At 65.9% G+C, this 17,446-nt stretch carries 16 protein-coding genes and 1 pseudogene; 10 read left to right on the forward strand and 7 right to left on the reverse strand.

The window, feature by feature from the left end; all coding sequences use genetic code 11:
- Positions 1-33: 33 nt before the first annotated feature.
- The 3 genes and pseudogenes from ACIA48_RS14015 (at position 34) to ACIA48_RS14025 (ending at position 2,106) form a co-directional block, all read left to right on the forward strand.
- Positions 34-726 (forward strand): NUDIX domain-containing protein, encoded by a 693-nt coding sequence (locus ACIA48_RS14015; protein WP_396732008.1) that lies wholly within the window; start codon positions 34-36, stop codon positions 724-726.
- 51 nt (positions 727-777) lie between these two features.
- Positions 778-873: pseudogene (locus ACIA48_RS14020) on the forward strand (hypothetical protein); the annotation flags it as partial.
- 138 nt (positions 874-1,011) lie between these two features.
- Positions 1,012-2,106 (forward strand): lipase family protein, encoded by a 1,095-nt coding sequence (locus tag ACIA48_RS14025; RefSeq protein ID WP_396732843.1) that lies wholly within the window; start codon positions 1,012-1,014, stop codon positions 2,104-2,106.
- On the opposite strand, the gene ACIA48_RS14030 is transcribed toward ACIA48_RS14025, so the two are convergent.
- From ACIA48_RS14030 to bioB, 3 genes are read right to left on the reverse strand one after another with little or no spacing between them, the layout of a single operon-like run.
- Positions 2,072-2,704 carry a DUF2567 domain-containing protein gene (locus ACIA48_RS14030; RefSeq protein WP_396732011.1) on the reverse strand — a complete coding sequence of 211 codons (633 nt, stop codon included), beginning with the start codon at positions 2,702-2,704 and terminating at the stop codon, positions 2,072-2,074. The genes ACIA48_RS14025 and ACIA48_RS14030 overlap by 35 nt on opposite strands.
- On the reverse strand, positions 2,701-2,892 hold the full coding sequence (locus tag ACIA48_RS14035) for a hypothetical protein (RefSeq protein ID WP_396732013.1): 192 nt from the start codon (positions 2,890-2,892) through the stop codon (positions 2,701-2,703). Before ACIA48_RS14035 ends, ACIA48_RS14030 begins: the two co-directional genes overlap by 4 nt.
- A gap of 12 nt (positions 2,893-2,904) precedes the next feature.
- On the reverse strand, positions 2,905-3,900 hold the full coding sequence (gene bioB / locus ACIA48_RS14040) for a biotin synthase BioB (RefSeq protein WP_396732016.1): 996 nt from the start codon (positions 3,898-3,900) through the stop codon (positions 2,905-2,907).
- Between the two features lie 49 nt (positions 3,901-3,949).
- Between bioB and ACIA48_RS14045 the strand changes: the two genes are divergently transcribed.
- Both ACIA48_RS14045 and ACIA48_RS14050 read left to right on the forward strand, forming a co-directional pair.
- Positions 3,950-4,525 (forward strand): TetR family transcriptional regulator, encoded by a 576-nt coding sequence (locus ACIA48_RS14045; RefSeq protein WP_396732019.1) that lies wholly within the window; start codon positions 3,950-3,952, stop codon positions 4,523-4,525.
- Positions 4,522-4,857, forward strand: a complete 336-nt coding sequence (locus ACIA48_RS14050) for an MmcQ/YjbR family DNA-binding protein (protein ID WP_396732022.1) — start codon at positions 4,522-4,524, stop codon at positions 4,855-4,857. Before ACIA48_RS14045 ends, ACIA48_RS14050 begins: the two co-directional genes overlap by 4 nt.
- On the opposite strand, the gene ACIA48_RS14055 is transcribed toward ACIA48_RS14050, so the two are convergent.
- From ACIA48_RS14055 to ACIA48_RS14070, 4 genes are all read right to left on the reverse strand, one after another.
- Positions 4,854-5,372, reverse strand: coding sequence for a 2'-5' RNA ligase family protein (locus ACIA48_RS14055; protein WP_396732024.1), 519 nt, complete (start codon positions 5,370-5,372; stop codon positions 4,854-4,856). The genes ACIA48_RS14050 and ACIA48_RS14055 overlap by 4 nt on opposite strands.
- Positions 5,373-5,374: 2 nt before the next feature.
- Positions 5,375-6,049 carry a dethiobiotin synthase gene (gene bioD, locus ACIA48_RS14060; protein ID WP_396732027.1) on the reverse strand — a complete coding sequence of 225 codons (675 nt, stop codon included), beginning with the start codon at positions 6,047-6,049 and terminating at the stop codon, positions 5,375-5,377.
- The gene (locus ACIA48_RS14065) at positions 6,046-7,191 is read right to left on the reverse strand and encodes an 8-amino-7-oxononanoate synthase (protein ID WP_396732030.1); all 1,146 of its coding nucleotides are present in this window, start codon (positions 7,189-7,191) and stop codon (positions 6,046-6,048) included. Before ACIA48_RS14065 ends, bioD begins: the two co-directional genes overlap by 4 nt.
- A 134-nt stretch (positions 7,192-7,325) precedes the next feature.
- The gene (locus ACIA48_RS14070) at positions 7,326-8,621 is read right to left on the reverse strand and encodes an adenosylmethionine--8-amino-7-oxononanoate transaminase (protein ID WP_396732033.1); all 1,296 of its coding nucleotides are present in this window, start codon (positions 8,619-8,621) and stop codon (positions 7,326-7,328) included.
- Between the two features lie 23 nt (positions 8,622-8,644).
- On the opposite strand from ACIA48_RS14070, the gene ACIA48_RS14075 reads away from it, so the two are divergent.
- Genes ACIA48_RS14075 through ACIA48_RS14095 form a run of 5 tightly spaced genes read left to right on the forward strand, consistent with a single transcriptional unit; the run spans position 8,645 to position 17,417 of the window.
- Positions 8,645-10,822, forward strand: a complete 2,178-nt coding sequence (locus ACIA48_RS14075; RefSeq protein WP_396732036.1) for an acyltransferase family protein — start codon at positions 8,645-8,647, stop codon at positions 10,820-10,822.
- Positions 10,822-12,972, forward strand: coding sequence for a glycogen debranching protein GlgX (gene glgX / locus ACIA48_RS14080; protein ID WP_396732037.1), 2,151 nt, complete (start codon positions 10,822-10,824; stop codon positions 12,970-12,972). Before ACIA48_RS14075 ends, glgX begins: the two co-directional genes overlap by 1 nt.
- A gap of 3 nt (positions 12,973-12,975) precedes the next feature.
- On the forward strand, positions 12,976-15,183 hold the full coding sequence (gene treY, locus ACIA48_RS14085; protein WP_396732040.1) for a malto-oligosyltrehalose synthase: 2,208 nt from the start codon (positions 12,976-12,978) through the stop codon (positions 15,181-15,183).
- Positions 15,176-16,927: a malto-oligosyltrehalose trehalohydrolase gene (gene treZ / locus ACIA48_RS14090; protein WP_396732043.1), complete on the forward strand. Its 1,752-nt coding sequence runs from the start codon at positions 15,176-15,178 to the stop codon at positions 16,925-16,927. The genes treY and treZ overlap by 8 nt, the downstream gene beginning before the upstream one ends.
- 37 nt (positions 16,928-16,964) lie before the next feature.
- On the forward strand, positions 16,965-17,417 hold the full coding sequence (locus tag ACIA48_RS14095; protein ID WP_396732045.1) for a hypothetical protein: 453 nt from the start codon (positions 16,965-16,967) through the stop codon (positions 17,415-17,417).
- Positions 17,418-17,446 lie beyond the last annotated feature (29 nt).

The following is a 17,446-nucleotide window of genomic DNA, read 5'->3' on the forward strand; positions in this document are numbered from 1 at the left end:
CTTTATCGAGGTTTTCGACTTACAATCGAAAACATGCCCCATAGTAGCACCGAGCACGAGGTGCTGGCCGCTGTGTTCCAGGTTCGCGCCGTCGATTCCCCGAAACCTGCACTTCACGTGCTGTTGTGGCAGCGTGCACTCGAGCCGGAGGCGGGAAAATGGGCCCTGCCCGGCGGCAGATTGCGCAACGACGAGGATCTGACCAGCTCGGTTCGGCGTCAGCTCGCCGAAAAAGTCGACCTACGTGAGGTTGCTCACCTCGAACAGCTCGCGGCGTTTTCCGATCCGAACCGAGTCCCAGGCACCCGCACCATCGCGTCGACGTTCCTCGGCTTGGTGCCCTCCCCCGCAACCCCCGAGCTGCCGCCGGACACCCGGTGGCACCCGGTCGACGATTTGCCGCCGATGGCCTTCGACCACGGACCGATGGTCGAGCACGCCTGCGCCCGACTCGTCGCCAAACTGTCGTATACCAATATTGGCTTCGCCTTGGCACCAACCGAATTCGCCGTATCGACGCTACGGGACATCTACAGTGCTGCGCTGGGGCACCCCGTCGACGCGACCAACCTGCAACGCGTGCTGGAACGACGGAACGTCATCACCCGCACCGGGACCACCGCGCGCTCGGGCCGCAGCGGCGGTCGTCCCGCCGCGCTGTATCGGTTCACCGACTCCCACTACCGGGTGACCGACGAATTCGCCGCATTACGCCCGCCAGGGTGAGTCGGCTGGCTTCTTAACGTTGCCTTAAGTAACAATGGCCCGATGGATCTGGGCAGCGTCGCGCCAGTAGCTGGTGCAGAGTGGATCGGGCACGTCCCGCATGACGAGCTGGTACGCGGTACGCGTCCGCAGCTGCCGTCGGACGACCCGTTCTACGACCCCCCTACCGGCTTCCAGCACGCCACCCCGGGAACCGTCCTGCGCAGCAGGGACGTCGAGCTGGCATTCCTGGGCCTGATCCCACAGCGTGTGCGAGCCACCCAGCTGCTGTATCGCACCGCCGACATGCACGGCAACGCCGATGCCGCCGCGACCACCGTGATCGTGCCCGCCGAGCGCGCGCCGGCGGCCGTCACGCCGGTAATCTCCTACCAATGCGCGATCGACGCCGTCACGTCGCGCTGCTTTCCTTCGTACGCCCTGCGGCGGCACGCACACGCGACCGGTGCCGTCGCCCAGTTCGAGTTCCTTCTCGTGGCCGCCTGCCTCGCTGAGGGCTGGGCGGTGTCAGTGCCCGACCACGAGGGCCGCCTCGGCATGTGGGGCGCCCCGTACGAACCCGGCTACCACGTCCTCGACGGACTGCGCGCCGCGCTCGGCTCCAAGCGGCTCGGATTGTCGCCGGCCGCACCGGTCGGCCTCTGGGGCTATTCGGGCGGCGGCCTGGCCACCGCATGGGCCGCCGAAATGAGCGGTACCTATGCGCCGGAGCTAAATGTCGTCGGCGCGGTGCTCGGATCGCCCGTCGGCGACCTCGGGCACACCTTCCGCAGGCTCAACGGCACGTTCGCATCCGGACTGCCCGCACTCGTCGTCGCCGCGCTCTCGGACATCTATCCAGATCTCAACAAGCTCATTCAGGACCACGTCACCCCAGAGGGCAAGGTGCTTCTCGAGCGCCTGCACACAATGACGACCGCCGAGGCGATGGTCCGGATGGCCAAGAAAGACATGGGCGACCTGCTCGACTGGCCCCTCGAGGAGATCCTCAACAGCCCCGCAGTGCAGCATGTCTTCGCCGACATCAAGCTCGGTGTCGCGGCACCGACTCCGCCTGTGCTGATCGTGCAGGCGGTCCATGACCAGCTGATCTCGGTCGAGAGCATCGACGAGCTCGCGGAAATGTACCGATCCGGCGGCGCGTCAGTCACCTACCACCGCGACATGTTCAGTGAGCACATGCTGCTACACCCCATGTCCGCGCCGATGACACTGCGCTGGCTGATCGATCGGTTCGCCGGAAAGCCATTGTCGGAGCACATGGTTCGGACGAAGTGGCCGACGCTGCTGAACCCTATGACCTACGTCGGCATGGCGCGACTGGCGAAGATCGTCGCCAAGGTCGTCACCGGTCGGACGGTAGAACGGTCCCCGCTGTAGCGATCGCGCCGTCGAGTTCGGTTTCGATAGGTGGCCACGCACCCAGATCATCGCGAGGGATCGACACCGCGATCAGTGCGTAGACCAGCGTCGCGATAGCCGCGGGAAACAGGATCGTCAGGGCGATCAGTAGCGGCGAGTGCCCGAAGAACACCGGCGGGGCCTCGATGACGTAGTGCACGCGGTGCTCCGGTGAGATCGGTGCCGAGTCGACGTCGATGGTTCCGTATCGCCAACGAACCAGTGCCGCACCGACTCCCGCGGCCACAGCCGCCGCCGCTGCACATCCTAGACCGAGTGCGGTCACCATGAGCGGGCCACGGTGCGCACGCCACTGCCACACGAGTACGGCCGCGACGACAGCCATCACGCACAGCATGCCGATCTCAAGGAAGGCGGCCACGAAGAAGTGGTCGGCCTCGTTGCCGAGGTGTGCACGGACGCGCTCACCGCTCTTGGTCAACGCCACCACACCGTGAATGGGCGGGGCCAGCCACGCCCACAGCGAGCCGATCACCACGCCCGTCAGCGCCAAGCCGATGACGACGGTCATTGCTGCGCGGTTACGCGAAATACGGGGTGGGGCAAGCTCACTCATCGCTGCTCTAGATCCTTCGAGTCGGTTACGCCGTGCCGCGAGCATTTCGCCGACCAGCCGTCAGGACGCACCTGCACGATCATCCGGCGGCCGCACTCCGCGCAAAATCGGGGCGGCTCGAGGCCAAGTTGCGCCGCTGCCGGCAGCGGCGTGCCATCGGGCTCGCCCGTATAGACGTTGAACGCCATCACTCAATGGTTCTACAGAGTGGCGTTGAGCGCCTTGATGGGCATCTGCAGATCATCGAGCAGCTGCAGGTCGGACTCGGCCGGCCGGCCCAGCGTCGTCAGGTAGTTGCCGACGATGACGGCATTGATGCCACCGAGAATGCCCTGCTTGGCGCCCAGGTCGCCCAGCGTGATCTCACGGCCACCGGCGAACCGAAGCATCGTGCGCGGCAGCGCGAGCCGGAAGGCCGCGACGGCCTTGAGTGCCTCCGACGCAGGGAGCACCTCGAGGTCGCCGAACGGCGTACCCGGTCGCGGGTTGAGGAAGTTCAGCGGCACCTCGTGCGGATCGAGTTCGGCGAGGTTGGCGGCGAACTCCGCACGCTGTTCCAGAGTTTCGCCCATGCCGAGGATGCCGCCGCAGCAGACCTCCATGCCGGCCTCACGGACCATCTGCAGGGTCTCCCACCGCTCTTCCCAGCTGTGGGTGGTCACGACGTTGGTGAAGAACGACCGCGCGGTCTCCAGATTGTGGTTGTAGCGGTGCACGCCCATCTCGGCGAGCCGCTCGACCTGATCGGCGGTGAGCATGCCCAGCGAGCAGGCGATCTGGATGTCGACCTCGTTGCGAATCGCCTCGATGCCGGCCGCTACCTGCGCCAGCAGTCGCTCGTCCGGGCCGCGGACCGCGGCGACGATGCAGAATTCGGTGGCCCCGGTCTTCGCGGTCTGCTTGGCTGCCTCGACCAGGCTGGGGATGTCGAGCCATGCACTGCGCACCGGTGATGCGAAAAGACCAGACTGCGAACAGAAATGGCAGTCTTCGGGGCAGCCGCCGGTCTTCAGGCTGATGATGCCCTCGACCTCGACATCAGGTCCGCACCATTTCATCCGGACCTCGTGGGCGAGCTCGAGCAGTTCGTCGAGGTTCTCGTCGGGCAGACGCAGTACCTGCAGCGTCTGATCCTGGTCGAGGCCTTCGCCGCGCTCCAGTACCTGGTCGCGTGCCTTCGCCAGAATGTCGCTCACAGTCGGTCCCTTCATCAAACTTGAACGGCGTTCAGGTTAGGGTATCGGTGTGCAGCTCCACAAACGCGACGTGGTCGAGGCAGCGACGACACTGCTGGACGAATACGGCATCGCCGACCTCACGATGCGACGGCTTGCGCGCGAGCTGAGCGTGTCCCCTGGCGCTCTGTACTGGCATTTCGCCAATAAGCAGGAGCTGCTCGGCGCCGTTTCCGATCGGATTCTCGAGGGCGTGCCATCCGCGCGCGGCGTGGTCGAGGTGTGTGACCGGCTTCGCGACGCGCTGCTGTCGCACACCGACGGAGCCGAGCTGGTGTCGGCGAGCTTCGCGGCCGGTCAGTCGTCGGCGATGAAGCAGATTCTGGCAATTCTGACCGAGGCCGTATCCGAGGTCGGCGTTGACTCGGCACACGCCGAACTGGCCGCCCGCACCGTCGTCTACTACGTGCTCGGCTTCACCGTGGACGAGCAATCACGCTTGCAGTGGGACGCTGCTGGCGCCGAGCTGCCCGAGTGGCAGTCGGTGCTAGCCGACGACGCGAATGCGCGGTTCGCGTTCGGCCTGCGCCTGTTCGTCGACGGCATCAACGTTTCTCAGGCGTCGCCGCTCACGTTCGGGCCGTGATCACCGTCGACGACGTGCGCCGTATCGCCTCGACGCTGCCGAGGTCCTACGAAGCCGTTGTCCGCGACGAGATCCGGTTCCGCGCAGGACGGCTCGTGTATGCCGCGTTCTCGCGCGACGAGACGGTGATGGGTGTTGGCTTTCCCAAGGAGGAGCGCGCGGCAATGGTCGCTGCGGAACCCGACAAGTTCATGATGCCGCGTCAATCGGAGATGCGATACAACTGGATTCTGGTGCGGCTCGACGCTATTGATCTGGAAGAGCTCCGCGAGCTGCTGATCGATGGCTGGCGGATGTGTGTACCGAAGAGCGTTGGGGAAACGGTTCTTTAGATCGGGTATTCCCGTTTGGAGTTGCCGTCCCAGTGCCGCAGGCCCACCACCGTTGCGGACAGCGGATGCCCCACGCTCTTGAGCGTCAAAGCCGACTCCAATTGATCGGGAGGCACGCGGCGCGCCAGCGTCACGTGTGGCGTCCACTGCCCAGGTTCTGAATGCGGCAGAGGACCAGCAGGCATATGCGGCAGGCAGGTGTTTTGTACCTCGGCATGTAGCGAGAGCAGTTCGGCAGAGGGCACGATCAGCCGAACCAGAGTGAAATCTCTGCGGCCGAACAGCATTGGCGCGCCGATCGTGGAGCCGAGCGGCAGCCGTCGCAGCAGGGGCCGCAGCGCATCGTTGACCGATTCGTCCATGGCTTCCGCCACTGTCAGCGTGACGTGCGGTCGATTGCTCGGTGCTCTGTGCGCGGCCTGGCTACGCACCCCGACTCCGGTGAGGTCGTCCCAGATCCGCCGAATCGCCGCATCGGTGTCTCGGTCGAACAGCAACTCGACGGAATGCACCATCGCTACAGGCTGGCGATCCACGCCGGATCGAACGCCGACGAGCATACGGTCTCGAACTCCGCAGCGCTCACCGCACCGAGGGCCGCGGGCAGCACCGCGCGCACCGGAGCGAGCCTGCTCAGCGCCTCGCGGTTGCCTTCCTCTGCCGGACCCGGATCGGAGGGCCACGCCCCGATCACCAATCCAGCGCACGGAACCCCTTGGGAATCAAGCGCTTCCAATGTCAACGCGGTGTGGTTCAACGTGCCAAGACCCGCAGCGACAACGATCAGCACCGGTGCGGCCAGGTCCACCGCGACGTCGCGCAGTGTGACCCCGCCCTCACCCAACTCGACGAGCAGACCGCCGGCGCCCTCCACCAGCACCAGCTTGGCTCCCCCGTCGCCGGCCTCGCGTATCGACCCGACCAGTTCGGCGCGCGTCGGCAACGGTAGGCACGCTCGTTTCGCGGCCGCGACCGGAGCCAGCGGCTCCGGGTATCGCCACGCACCGCGCAAATCGGTCGCGCCAGAAAGCCGCGCGATGTCAGCTAGGTCGTCGTCAGCCGGACTACCGGTCTGCACGGGCTTGCACACCGCGACATCGATTCCCGCCAGCCGCGCACTACACGCCACGGCGGCCGTCGCCACCGTCTTGCCGACGCCGGTATCGGTCCCGGTGACGACGATCGTGCTCACGTGCGCGCAGAGAGTACGTCGGTGAGAACCTCACGCGCCAAGGCCATCTCGTCGTCCGAGAGCGATGCGCGGGCCGTCAACCGCAGGCGCGAAGTACCCGGTGCGACGGTCGGCGGTCGGAAGCAGCCCACACGGACACCGCGGTCCAGGCACGCGACAGCGGCGGCCAACGCCACCTCGGGTTCACCGAGGATCACCGAAACCACCGCAGAGTCGGGGCGTTCGACGACACCGCTCACCGCGGCAAGCGCCGCTGCATGATCCAGCACCGCCTGCGCGCGCCACGGCTCGGCGATCAGCACGTTCAGCGCCGCCCATGCGGCTCCCACCGCGGCGGGGGCCAATCCTGTGTCGAAGATGAACGGCCGTGCGGCGTCGATCAAGTGGTCGCGTACCGCCGCCGGCCCGAGCACCACGCCACCCTGGCTCCCCAGCGCCTTGGACATCGTCGTCGTCATCACGACGTCCGGCGCGCCCGCCAAACCGACCTCGTGCACCAGCCCGCGGCCGCCGGTGCCCCGCACCCCCAGCGCGTGTGCTTCGTCGACGAGGAGCAGCGCGCCGTGTCGGCGGCATACGTCGTGCAGTGCGCGCAGCGGTGCGACCACGCCGTCGGCGGAGAACACCGCGTCGGTCACCACCACTGCGCGTTCCTCGTCACGGCCGGCCAGCGCCGCCTCGACGGCCGCGACGTCGCGATGCGGGGTCACCACCACGCGGGCCCGTGACAGGCGGCACGCGTCGACCAGGGAGGCGTGTGTCAAGGCGTCGGAGACCAGAAGCGACCCGGCGCCGGACAGCGACACCACAGCGCCCAGGTTCGCGGTGTAACCCGACGAGAACACCAGCGCCGATTCAGCGCCGGTGAAGTCGGCGAGCGCGTGCTCGAAGCCCTCGTGAATCTGGGTGTTGCCCGTGACCAGCCGTGATCCGGTCGATCCGGCACCCCAGGTCCGCAGCGCGGCGACGCCGCCCTCGATGACATCGGGATGCTGCGACAGGCCGAGATAGTCGTTGGAGGCCAGGTCCAGTTCCGCGCCGACGGGTGGCCGGGTGCGCAGGGAACGCCGCAGACCGGCGGCACGACGCTGCTGCTCGACCTCGTCGAGCCAGGCCAGCGGCGAAAGTCCGGTGCGCGTCACGCTGCCTCCCAAGCCGACAATTGAACACGTCGGCGAGCCGACAATTGAACGGTGTTCAGGTTAAGACATCGGTACCTGCGCCAACAAATGCCGTTGGCGTTGACGGGTGGATTGCAGCCACCAGGTGCTTGCGATCAACCCGTGAGTGCACGTGCGACGCCGACCATCGCCGAAGTGATCTGGGCGATCTCCTCGGGCGTGCAGATGTAGGGCGGCATTACGTAGACCAGGTTGCGGAACGGACGCAACCAGACCCCGTGATCCAGCGCCGCCGGTGTCGCGACCCGAAGGTCGACGGGTCGATCCATCTCGATGACGCCGATCGCGCCGAGCACCCGCACGTCAGCCACCCCGGGCATCGATGCCGCGGGCGCGAGGCCGTCACGCAGGCCCGCCTCGATCGCGCGCACCGACGAACGCCAGTCCCCGGCGAGCAACAACTCGACCGAGGCGACCGAGACCGCGCACGCCAGCGCGTTGGCCATGAACGTCGGGCCGTGCATCAGCGCGCCCGCATCGCTCGAACTGATGGTATGAGCGATCTCGTTCGTGCACAGCGTCGCGGCCAGGGTGACGTAGCCGCCGGTGAGCGCCTTACCGACGCACATGATGTCGGGCGTCACCCTCGCATGGTCGGCGGCGAACAGCTCACCGGTGCGCCCGAACCCGGTCGCGATTTCGTCGAAAATCAGCAGCACGTCATGGCGGCTACAGATCTCGCGCAGGTCGCTGAGATATCGCGGATCGTGGAACCGCATTCCGCCCGCGCCCTGCACGACAGGTTCGACGATCACGGCGGCCAGCTCATGGGCGTGCTCGGCCAGCTGTTTCTCGAAGTCCTCGACGTAGGCCGCGTCGTACTCGTTTCGCACCGGCGGGGCGAATACCTGCGGAGCCAACACGTCGCTCCACAGCTCATGCATGCCGCCGTCGGGGTCGCAGACGCTCATCGGGGTGAACGTGTCGCCGTGGTAGCCGCCGCGCCACGTCATCAGCCGGTGTTTGTCCCAGCGCCCCCTGCTGCGCCAGTACTGCAGCGCCATCTTGACCGCGACCTCCACCGATACCGATCCGGAGTCGCTGAAGAACACGGCGTCCAACCCGTCTGGGGTGAGCTCTACCAGCAGTTGCGCCAGCCGCGCCGCGGGTTCGTGGGTCAGCCCGCCGAACATGACGTGGTTCATCGTGGCCAGCTGCCCGGTGATCGCTGCGTCCAGCACCGGATGGCCGTGACCGTGGATCGCGGTCCACCAGGACGCCATCGCGTCAAGGACCCGCAGCTCCTGCCCATCGCGGTGCAGGGTCAGCCAGGCGCCGCGGGCGCCCACGGCGACCAGCGGGGTCAATGCCTCTGCGCCGATCGTGCTGTAGGGATGCCAGACGTGGGCGGCGTCGATGGCGCTGATCTCGGCGGGCGTCAGTGCGGCCACCTTCGGTAGATTATCCGTCGACCATGATGACCCTCGCCCCTCCCCGGCCGGCGCCAGCCACCAAACCGGGACCACCGTCGCGCGAAGCGAACGCAGGCAAGACTTCGCGCGCGTCGGAAAGCTATCGGCACGACCTGGACGGACTGCGCGGCGTCGCGATCCTGCTCGTTGCGGTTTTCCACGTGTGGTTCGGTCGCGTCTCCGGTGGCGTGGACGTCTTCCTCGCGCTGTCGGGGTTCTTCTTCGGTGGACGCCTGCTGCGCACTGCCATGACGCCTGGCGCATCGCTGTGGCCGGTACCCGAAGTCACACGGCTGGTTCGCCGGCTGCTGCCCGCACTCGTGGTCGTGCTCGCTGCCGCGGCGGTGCTGACGATCTTGATCCAGCCCGAAACCCGTTGGGAGACATTCGCAGACCAGAGTCTGGCGAGTCTGGGTTATTACCAGAACTGGGAATTGGCGCGCACCGCATCGGATTACCTTCGCGCCGGCGAGGCCGTGAGCCCGCTGCAGCACATCTGGTCGATGTCGGTGCAGGGCCAGTTCTACATCACCTTCCTCGCGCTGATCTTCGGCTGTGCCTTGCTGTTCCGCCGCATCTTCGGCCGCCATATGCGCATCGCGTTCATCGTGCTGCTGAGCGCATTGACCATCGCGTCGTTCGTGTACGCGATCTTCGCCCACAACGCCGACCAGGCGACCGCGTACTACAACAGTTTTGCCCGCGCATGGGAGTTGCTGCTCGGTGCGTTGGTCGGCGCGCTGGTGACCAACCTGCGCTGGCCCATGTGGCTGCGGACGACGGCCGCCGTGATCGCGCTGGCCGCGATTCTCGCGTGCGGTTTCCTTATCGACGGCGTGCACGAATTCCCCGGACCGTGGGCACTGGTTCCGGTCGGCGCGACGATGCTGTTCATCCTGTCCGCGGCGAACCGGGTGGCCGACCCGCACACCGACGGTCGCATGCCCGCCCCCAACCGGCTGCTGGCCACCGCCCCGTTCGTCGCACTGGGCGCCATGGCGTACTCGCTGTACCTGTGGCACTGGCCGCTACTGATTTACTACCTGTCCTACACGGGACATCCCCGCGTCAACTTCGTTGAGGGCGCGGTCATCTTGCTGGTGTCCGGCGTGCTGGCCTGGCTGACGACGAAGTACATCGAGAACCCGCTGCGCTATCGCACCCCCGCGGCGTCGGCTCCCACCGTCGCGTTGCGCGCCCGCCTGCGCAGGCCGACGATGGCACTCGGCTCGGTCGTCGTCCTGCTGGCGGTCGCGTTGACCGCCACGTCGTTCACCTGGCGTGAGCACGTGACCATCGAACGCTCGACAGGCAAGGAGCTGACCGGCCTTTCGTCGCGAGACTATCCCGGTGCCCGCGCACTCATCGACAAGGCCAAGGTGCCAAAGCTGCCGATGCGCCCGACGGTCCTCGAGGCCAGAAACGACCTCCCTCGCACCACGGAGGACGGCTGCATCAGCGACTTCGACAACGTCGGCGTCATCACCTGTAACTACGGCGATGATTCCGCGACCCGGACCATCGCGCTCGCGGGCGGTTCCCATGCCGAACACTGGATCACCGCCCTGGACCTGCTCGGCCGGATGCACAACTTCAAGGTGGTCACCTACCTGAAGATGGGCTGCCCACTGACCACCGAGGAAGTTCCACTGGTCATGGGCGACAACCGTCCTTACCCCAAGTGTCACGAGTGGAACGAGCGGGTGATGGACAAGATCATCGCCGACCACCCGGACTACGTGTTCACCACCGCGACCCGCCCGTGGAACATCAAACCGGGCGATGTCATGCCCGCCACCTACACGGGCATCTGGCAGACGTTGTCCGAGAACAACATTCCGATCCTGGCGATGCGCGATACTCCGTGGCTGGTGCGCAACGGTCAGCCGTACTTCCCTGCAGACTGCCTGGCCGACGGCGGCAACGCCATCTCGTGCGGCGTCAAGCGGTCCGACGTCCTGTCGCCCTACAACCCCACCCTCGATATCGTCGCGAAGTTTCCGTTGCTCAAGCCGCTGGACATGAGCGACGCGGTCTGCCGAAAGGACATCTGTCGCGCGGTCGAGGGAAATGTGTTGCTGTATCACGATGCCCACCACATCTCGACCACCTACATGCGCACGATGACCAACGAGCTCGGACGGCAGATCGCGGCCGCCACCGGTTGGTGGGTCGACTGATGTCATCCGGTCCCCCGGCCTCGGTACCGACCGTTTGGCCGGGTACCGCGTATCCCCTCGGAGCAACGTACGACGGTGCGGGAACGAACTTCTCGCTGTTCTCCGAGATCGCCGACCGCGTCGAGCTGTGTCTGATCGGCAAGGACGGCAGCGAGGAGCGGATCAATCTCGAGGAGGTCGACGGCTACGTCTGGCACTGCTACCTGCCGACGGTGACGCCCGGGCAGCGCTACGGCTTCCGGGTGCACGGCTCGTGGGATCCGACCGTGGGCCATCGCTGTGATCCGAGCAAGCTGCTCCTCGACCCGTACGGGAAGTCGTTTCACGGTGAGTTCGAATTCACCCAGGCACTGTTCTCCTACGACCTGAACGCCGACGACCCGGCGAGCGGCGGGACGCCACCGATGGTCGACTCGCTTGGCCACACCATGACCAGCGTTGTGATCAACCCCTACTTCGACTGGGCATCCGATCGGGCGCCGCGCACGTCGTACCACGAAACCGTCATCTACGAGGCGCACGTCAAGGGCATGACGCAGACCCATCCCGGCATCCCCGAGGACATGCGCGGGACGTACGCGGGCCTCGCGCATCCGGTAATCATCGATCACCTCAAGTCGCTGAACGTCACCGCGATCGAACTCATGCCGGTGCACCAGTTCATGCACGACCACCGGCTGATCGACCTCGGCCTACGAAACTATTGGGGCTACAACACTTTCGGCTTCCTCGCCCCCCACTACGAGTACGCGGCGAACAAGCACGCAGGTGGTGCCGTCGCAGAGTTCAAGGCGATGGTGCGAACCTTCCACGAGGTCGGCATCGAGGTGATCCTCGACGTCGTCTACAACCACACCGCCGAGGGGAATCACCTCGGGCCGACGATCAATTTCCGAGGCATCGACAACGCCGCGTACTACCGGCTCATGGACGACGACAAGAGGCTGTACCGCGACTTCACGGGCACCGGTAACAGCCTCAACCCACGGCATCCGCACACCCTGCAGCTGATCATGGACTCGCTGCGGTACTGGGTGCTGGAGATGCACGTCGACGGATTCCGGTTCGACCTGGCATCCGCGCTGGCCCGGGAGTTCTTCGAAGTCGACCGGCTGAGCGCTTTCTTCGACATCATCCAACAGGACCCGGTGATCAGTCAGGTCAAGCTGATCGCCGAACCGTGGGACGTCGGCGAGGGTGGCTATCAGGTCGGCAACTTCCCGGGTTTGTGGACGGAGTGGAATGGGAAGTATCGCGACACTGTGCGCGATTACTGGCGGGGCGAGCCCGCAACCCTAGGCGAATTCGCATCTCGGCTGACCGGATCGTCGGACCTCTATGAGGCGACCGGTCGGCGTCCGGGTGCCAGCATCAACTTCGTCACCTGCCATGACGGTTTTCCGCTCGCGGACCTGGTGTCATACAACGAGAAACACAACGAGGCCAACGGCGAGGACAACCGTGACGGCGAGAGCCACAACCGGTCGTGGAACTGCGGCGTCGAAGGACCAACTGACGACCCCGAGATCCTCGCGCTGCGTGCGAAGCAGATGCGCAACATCATGGGCACGCTGATGATGTCGCAGGGCACCCCGATGATCTCGCACGGCGACGAGATCGGGCGCACGCAGCGGGGCAACAACAACGTCTACTGCCAGGATTCCGAGATCTCCTGGATGGATTGGTCACTGTGCGAGACGAACGCCGAGCAGCTCGCGTTCACCCGCAAGGTCACCAAACTCCGCAAGAAGCATCCGGTGTTCCGACGGCGGCGGTTCTTCGAGGGTAAACCGATTCGATCCGGAGACCAGGTTCGCGACATCGCGTGGCTGACGCCTGCGGGAAGCGAGATGACACCCGAGGACTGGGGGTCCGGCCTCGACAAGTGTGTCGCGGTGTTCCTCAACGGCGACGCCATCCCGACGCCCAACCATCGTGGCGAACGGGTGGTCGACGACTCTTTCCTGCTGTGCTTCAACGGCCACAGCAAGCAGGTCGACTTCATTGCGCCTGACGACGGCTACGCCACTCAATGGACCGCGGCGATCGACACGGCGCATCCGGCGGGAGACTCCGACCTCGTGGTTTCGGCTGGCGAGAAACTCACACTGGCGCCGCGATCGCTGCTGGTGCTACGCAAGACGGCCTAGACCATGCGTCCGCTTTCGACGTACCGATTTCAAATGCGTGGCGACTTCTTCACTTTCGCCGATGCGGAGAACCAACTCGACTACCTCGATGCCCTCGGCATCACGCATGTCTACCTGTCGCCGATTCTCACCGCCGCCGAAGGCTCGACCCACGGTTACGACGTCACCGATCCCCTGACCGTCTCGGCGGCACTCGGTGGCGCCGAGGGTTTGGCACGGTTGTCGTCGGCGGCGCGGTCGCGCGGCATGGGACTCATCGTTGACATCGTGCCCAACCACGTCGGCGTGGATGATCCGCAGCAGAACAAGTGGTGGCTGGATGTGCTGACCCACGGACACGGGTCGTCCTACTCCTCCTTTTTTGATATCGACTGGGACCTGGATCCCGAACGTCGGATCGTACTGCCGGTCCTCGGCGATGACGGCGACGATCCACCACCGGGCTACCCCGCCGACAGCTCCCACTACCGAGCCATCGGCTGGCGCAACGGCATCTGCGGATATCGGCGCTTCTTCTCCATCACCTCGCTGGCCGGGCTGCGCCAGGAGGACCGCGCGGTCTTCGACGCGACGCACGCGGAGGTCAAACGTTGGTTCGACGAGGGTCTCGTCGACGGGATCCGAATCGACCATCCCGACGGATTGTCAGATCCCGCAGGGTATCTCGGTTGGCTGCGCGAGCTGGTCGGTCCGGAAGCGTGGATCGTCGTCGAGAAGATCCTCGCCGTAGACGAGGCGTTGGAACCTACCTTGCCGGTCGCCGGGACCACCGGGTATGACGCGTTGCGCGAGATCGGCGGCTTGTTCGTCGACCCGGCGGGTGAAGCCGCCCTGACCCATCTGTTCGATTCCGCGGGTTCGCCGTACGCCGAGATGCCTGCGCTGGCCCGCCGACTCAAGGTCGAGGCCGTCACCGAAACCCTCAAGAGTGAACTGGCCCGGCTGTGCCGCACGATCACGGCCGCAACCGGCACCGAGCACCCCGACGTAGCCACGGCGCTGGCGACACTGCTCAGCCACATCGAGGTGTACCGCTCCGATTACCGGGGGCTGTCCCTGGTGCTGCCGATCGCCTTCGCCGAAGCCGGCGCCGAGCGACCCGATCTCGCAGGCGCTTTCGCGATCATCGCGTCCGCGCTTGCCGCCAGCACCGAGACCAACGTGCGGCTGCAGCAGCTGTGTGGTGCGGCGACCGCGAAGTCCATGGAGGACTGCCTGTTCTATCGCGATGCACGATTGGTGTCGCTGAACGAGGTGGGTGGCGAGCCACAGCGCTTCGGTGTCGGAGTCGCGGAGTTCCACCAGCGTGCCGCGGTACGCGCACAGATGTGGCCGTCAACCATGGTCACCCTGACGACCCACGACACCAAACGCGGTGAGGATGTGCGCGCCCGCATCGGCGTGCTGTCGCAGGTGCCGTCGCTGTGGGCGGAGCTCGTCGGGAAGTGGGCGCTGGCCGCGCCACCGCCCGACCCGTCGACGGGACTCTTCTTGCTGCAGAACATGTTCGGAGTGTGGCCTGTCGACGGCACCGTCGGCGGCGAGCTTCGCGAGCGGCTGCATGCCTACGCCGAGAAGGCCATCCGGGAGGCGGCTACCCACACCACCTGGAACGAACCGGACGACGAGTTCGAATCGGCGGTACACACCTGGATCGACGCCGTGCTCGACGGTCCGGTCGGTACCGAGTTGACGTCGCTGGTGGCCCGCATCGACCTTCATGCGCGCAGCGACGCCCTCGGCCAGAAGTTGATTGCTCTCACCGCGCCCGGGGTCCCGGACATCTATCAAGGCACCGAGCTATGGGAGGACAGCCTCGTCGACCCCGACAATCGCCGGCCGGTGGACTACATGACCCGCATCCAGGCGCTCAAGACGTTGCGCCATCCGAAGATTCGAGTCGTGGCAGCGGCATTGCGGCTCCGGAAGGAGCGCGCTGCCAGCTTCACCGAAGGTGCCTACACACCGGTGCGGGCCGAGGGCCCCGCCGCTGACCATCTGGTGGGATTTCTGCGCGGCCACGACGTGCTGACCGTCGTCAGCAGGCACACCGTAACGCTGTCGGAGACCGGTTGGAGTGACACGGCATTGGTGTTACCCGGCGGACAGTGGACCGACCGCATCTCAGGTACGAGGTTCAGCGGCCGAGTACTGGCCGTCGAGCTGTTCGCGGACCTACCCGTCGCGCTGCTGGAGCGCACCAATGGCTGAATTCGCGGTGTGGGCGCCGATTCCCGAGCGGGTCCGGCTCGATGTGGACGGCACCCTCCATGAGATGGCACGATCCGACGACGGCTGGTGGCGTGCCGATGTCGACGCCGGCGACGGGGCGCGCTACGGGTTCGTTCTCGACGACGATCCGACGGTCCTGCCGGATCCGCGGTCGCCGCGTCAACCCGACGGTGTGCACGCCCGCTCGGCGCTTTGGCGGCCAGACCCCGGCGCATGGACAGACGCCGACTGGGCCGGCGCCTCCATCGAGGGTCGCGTGATCTACGAACTGCATGTCGGCACGTTCACTCCGGGTGCCACGTTCGATTCGGCGATCGAGAAGCTGGACTATCTGGTGGATCTCGGCGTCGACTTCGTCGAGGTGATGCCCGTGAACGCGTTCGGCGGAACGCACGGCTGGGGCTACGACGGGGTGCTGTGGTATGCGGTGCACGAACCGTACGGCGGGCCTGACGCGCTCGTGCGGTTCATCGACGCGTGCCACCGGCGCGGCCTCGGTGTGTTGATCGACGCGGTCTTCAACCACCTCGGCCCGTCGGGCAATTACCTGCCGCGATTCGGCCCGTACCTCTCCGCGGGCAGTAATCCTTGGGGCGAGTCGATCAACATCGGTGGCCAGGACGCCGACGAAGTCCGCACCTACATCCTCGAATGCGCGCTGCGATGGATGCGCGACTTTCACGCCGACGGTCTGCGCCTCGACGCGGTGCACGCTCTCGTCGACACCACGGCGATCCACATTCTCGAAGAACTGTCAGCCCAAACCGACGCGCTGGCCGAACAATTGGGCCGCCCACTGTCGCTGATCGCCGAAAGCGACCTCAACGACCCACGGCTGATCACCCCGCGGGACCACGGCGGCCTCGGCATGACCGCGCAGTGGGACGACGATATCCACCACGCGATTCACGCCGCGGTATCCGGTGAACGTCAGGGCTATTACTCGGATTTCGGCTCGATAGAGACACTGGCGCAGACGTTGAAGCACGGGTACTTCCATGCGGGTACGTACTCATCCTTCCGGCACCGGCGACACGGCCGTCCGCTGGACACGTCGACGATCCCGGCGACCCGGCTGCTCGCGTACACGCTGACGCACGACCAGGTAGGCAACAGGGCATGCGGTGACCGCCCGTCGCAGAACCTCACTTTCGGCCAACTGGCGGTCAAGGCTGTGCTTGCACTCGGATCGCCCTTTACCGGAATGCTTTTCATGGGCGAAGAGTGGGGCTCGTCGTCGCCCTTTCAGTTCTTCACCTCGCATCCCGAGCCCGAACTGGCGAGAGCCACCGCGGAGGGCCGCAAGCGTGAGTTCGCCGAGCACGGGTGGAATGCCGACGAGATCCCCGACCCCCAGGACCCCGCCACCTACGAACGGTCCAAGCTGGACTGGCAGGAGATTGACGAGGGTGAGCACGGTCGGCTGCGCCGCGTATACCAGCAGCTGATCTCATTGCGGCAGAATGAACCTGACCTCGCCGATCCGTGGCTGGACAATATGCGGGTCGACTACGACGAGGATCGGAAGTGGATCGTGATGCAGCGCGGGTCGCTGGCGATCGCCTGCAACCTCGGCGCCGACCCGGTCGAGGTTCCCGTCACCGGCGACGTGTTGCTGGCGTGGGATGAGCCGACCGTCGGCGCGAAATCGATGCGTATCGAAGGACATTCGTTCGCAGTTGTCAAGCCGCTATCCACAGCCAGCCAGCCTGTGGATAACTGACTACCGCGACACCGGGAAGTTGGCCCATAGTGCCGACATGAATCATCGCGAGTTGCTACCCATCCCACCCATCGAAACCGCGACCAATCCAATCCGGTCCGCGGCCGATTTGCGCCAACGGTGGCGCGCCTTGATGCAAGAGCTGGGATTTGGTCAACGTCTGCTATGGGTCGGCTTCGTGAGCCGCGACCGGCGTCTATACAAGACGATGACGCAGATTCCGATGCCACCTCGTCCTCGACGCGACTACGTCGATGACGTTCTGGTGCGGTTGCACTGGATCCTGTACGAATTCGAGCCCGGAACCACCCCGGCGCTGTTGTTGACCCGCCCCGGCGTCGGAGGGATTTCACAGCTGGACCGCGAGTGGGTAGCGCTGCTGACCGAGGTGGCGGCGCAGCGCGAAATCGAGCTGGAGCCGATCTTCCGCGCCAACGACGAATCGCTGGTACAGGTCTTGGTCGAGCCGGAGATGAGCGCAGCAGACTAGAGCTACCGTGTGCTACCTGGAGCGCATCG

Origin of the sequence: Mycobacterium sp. NPDC051804 (assembly GCF_044452905.1) — a bacterium.
In the GTDB taxonomy this organism is placed as follows: domain Bacteria; phylum Actinomycetota; class Actinomycetes; order Mycobacteriales; family Mycobacteriaceae; genus Mycobacterium.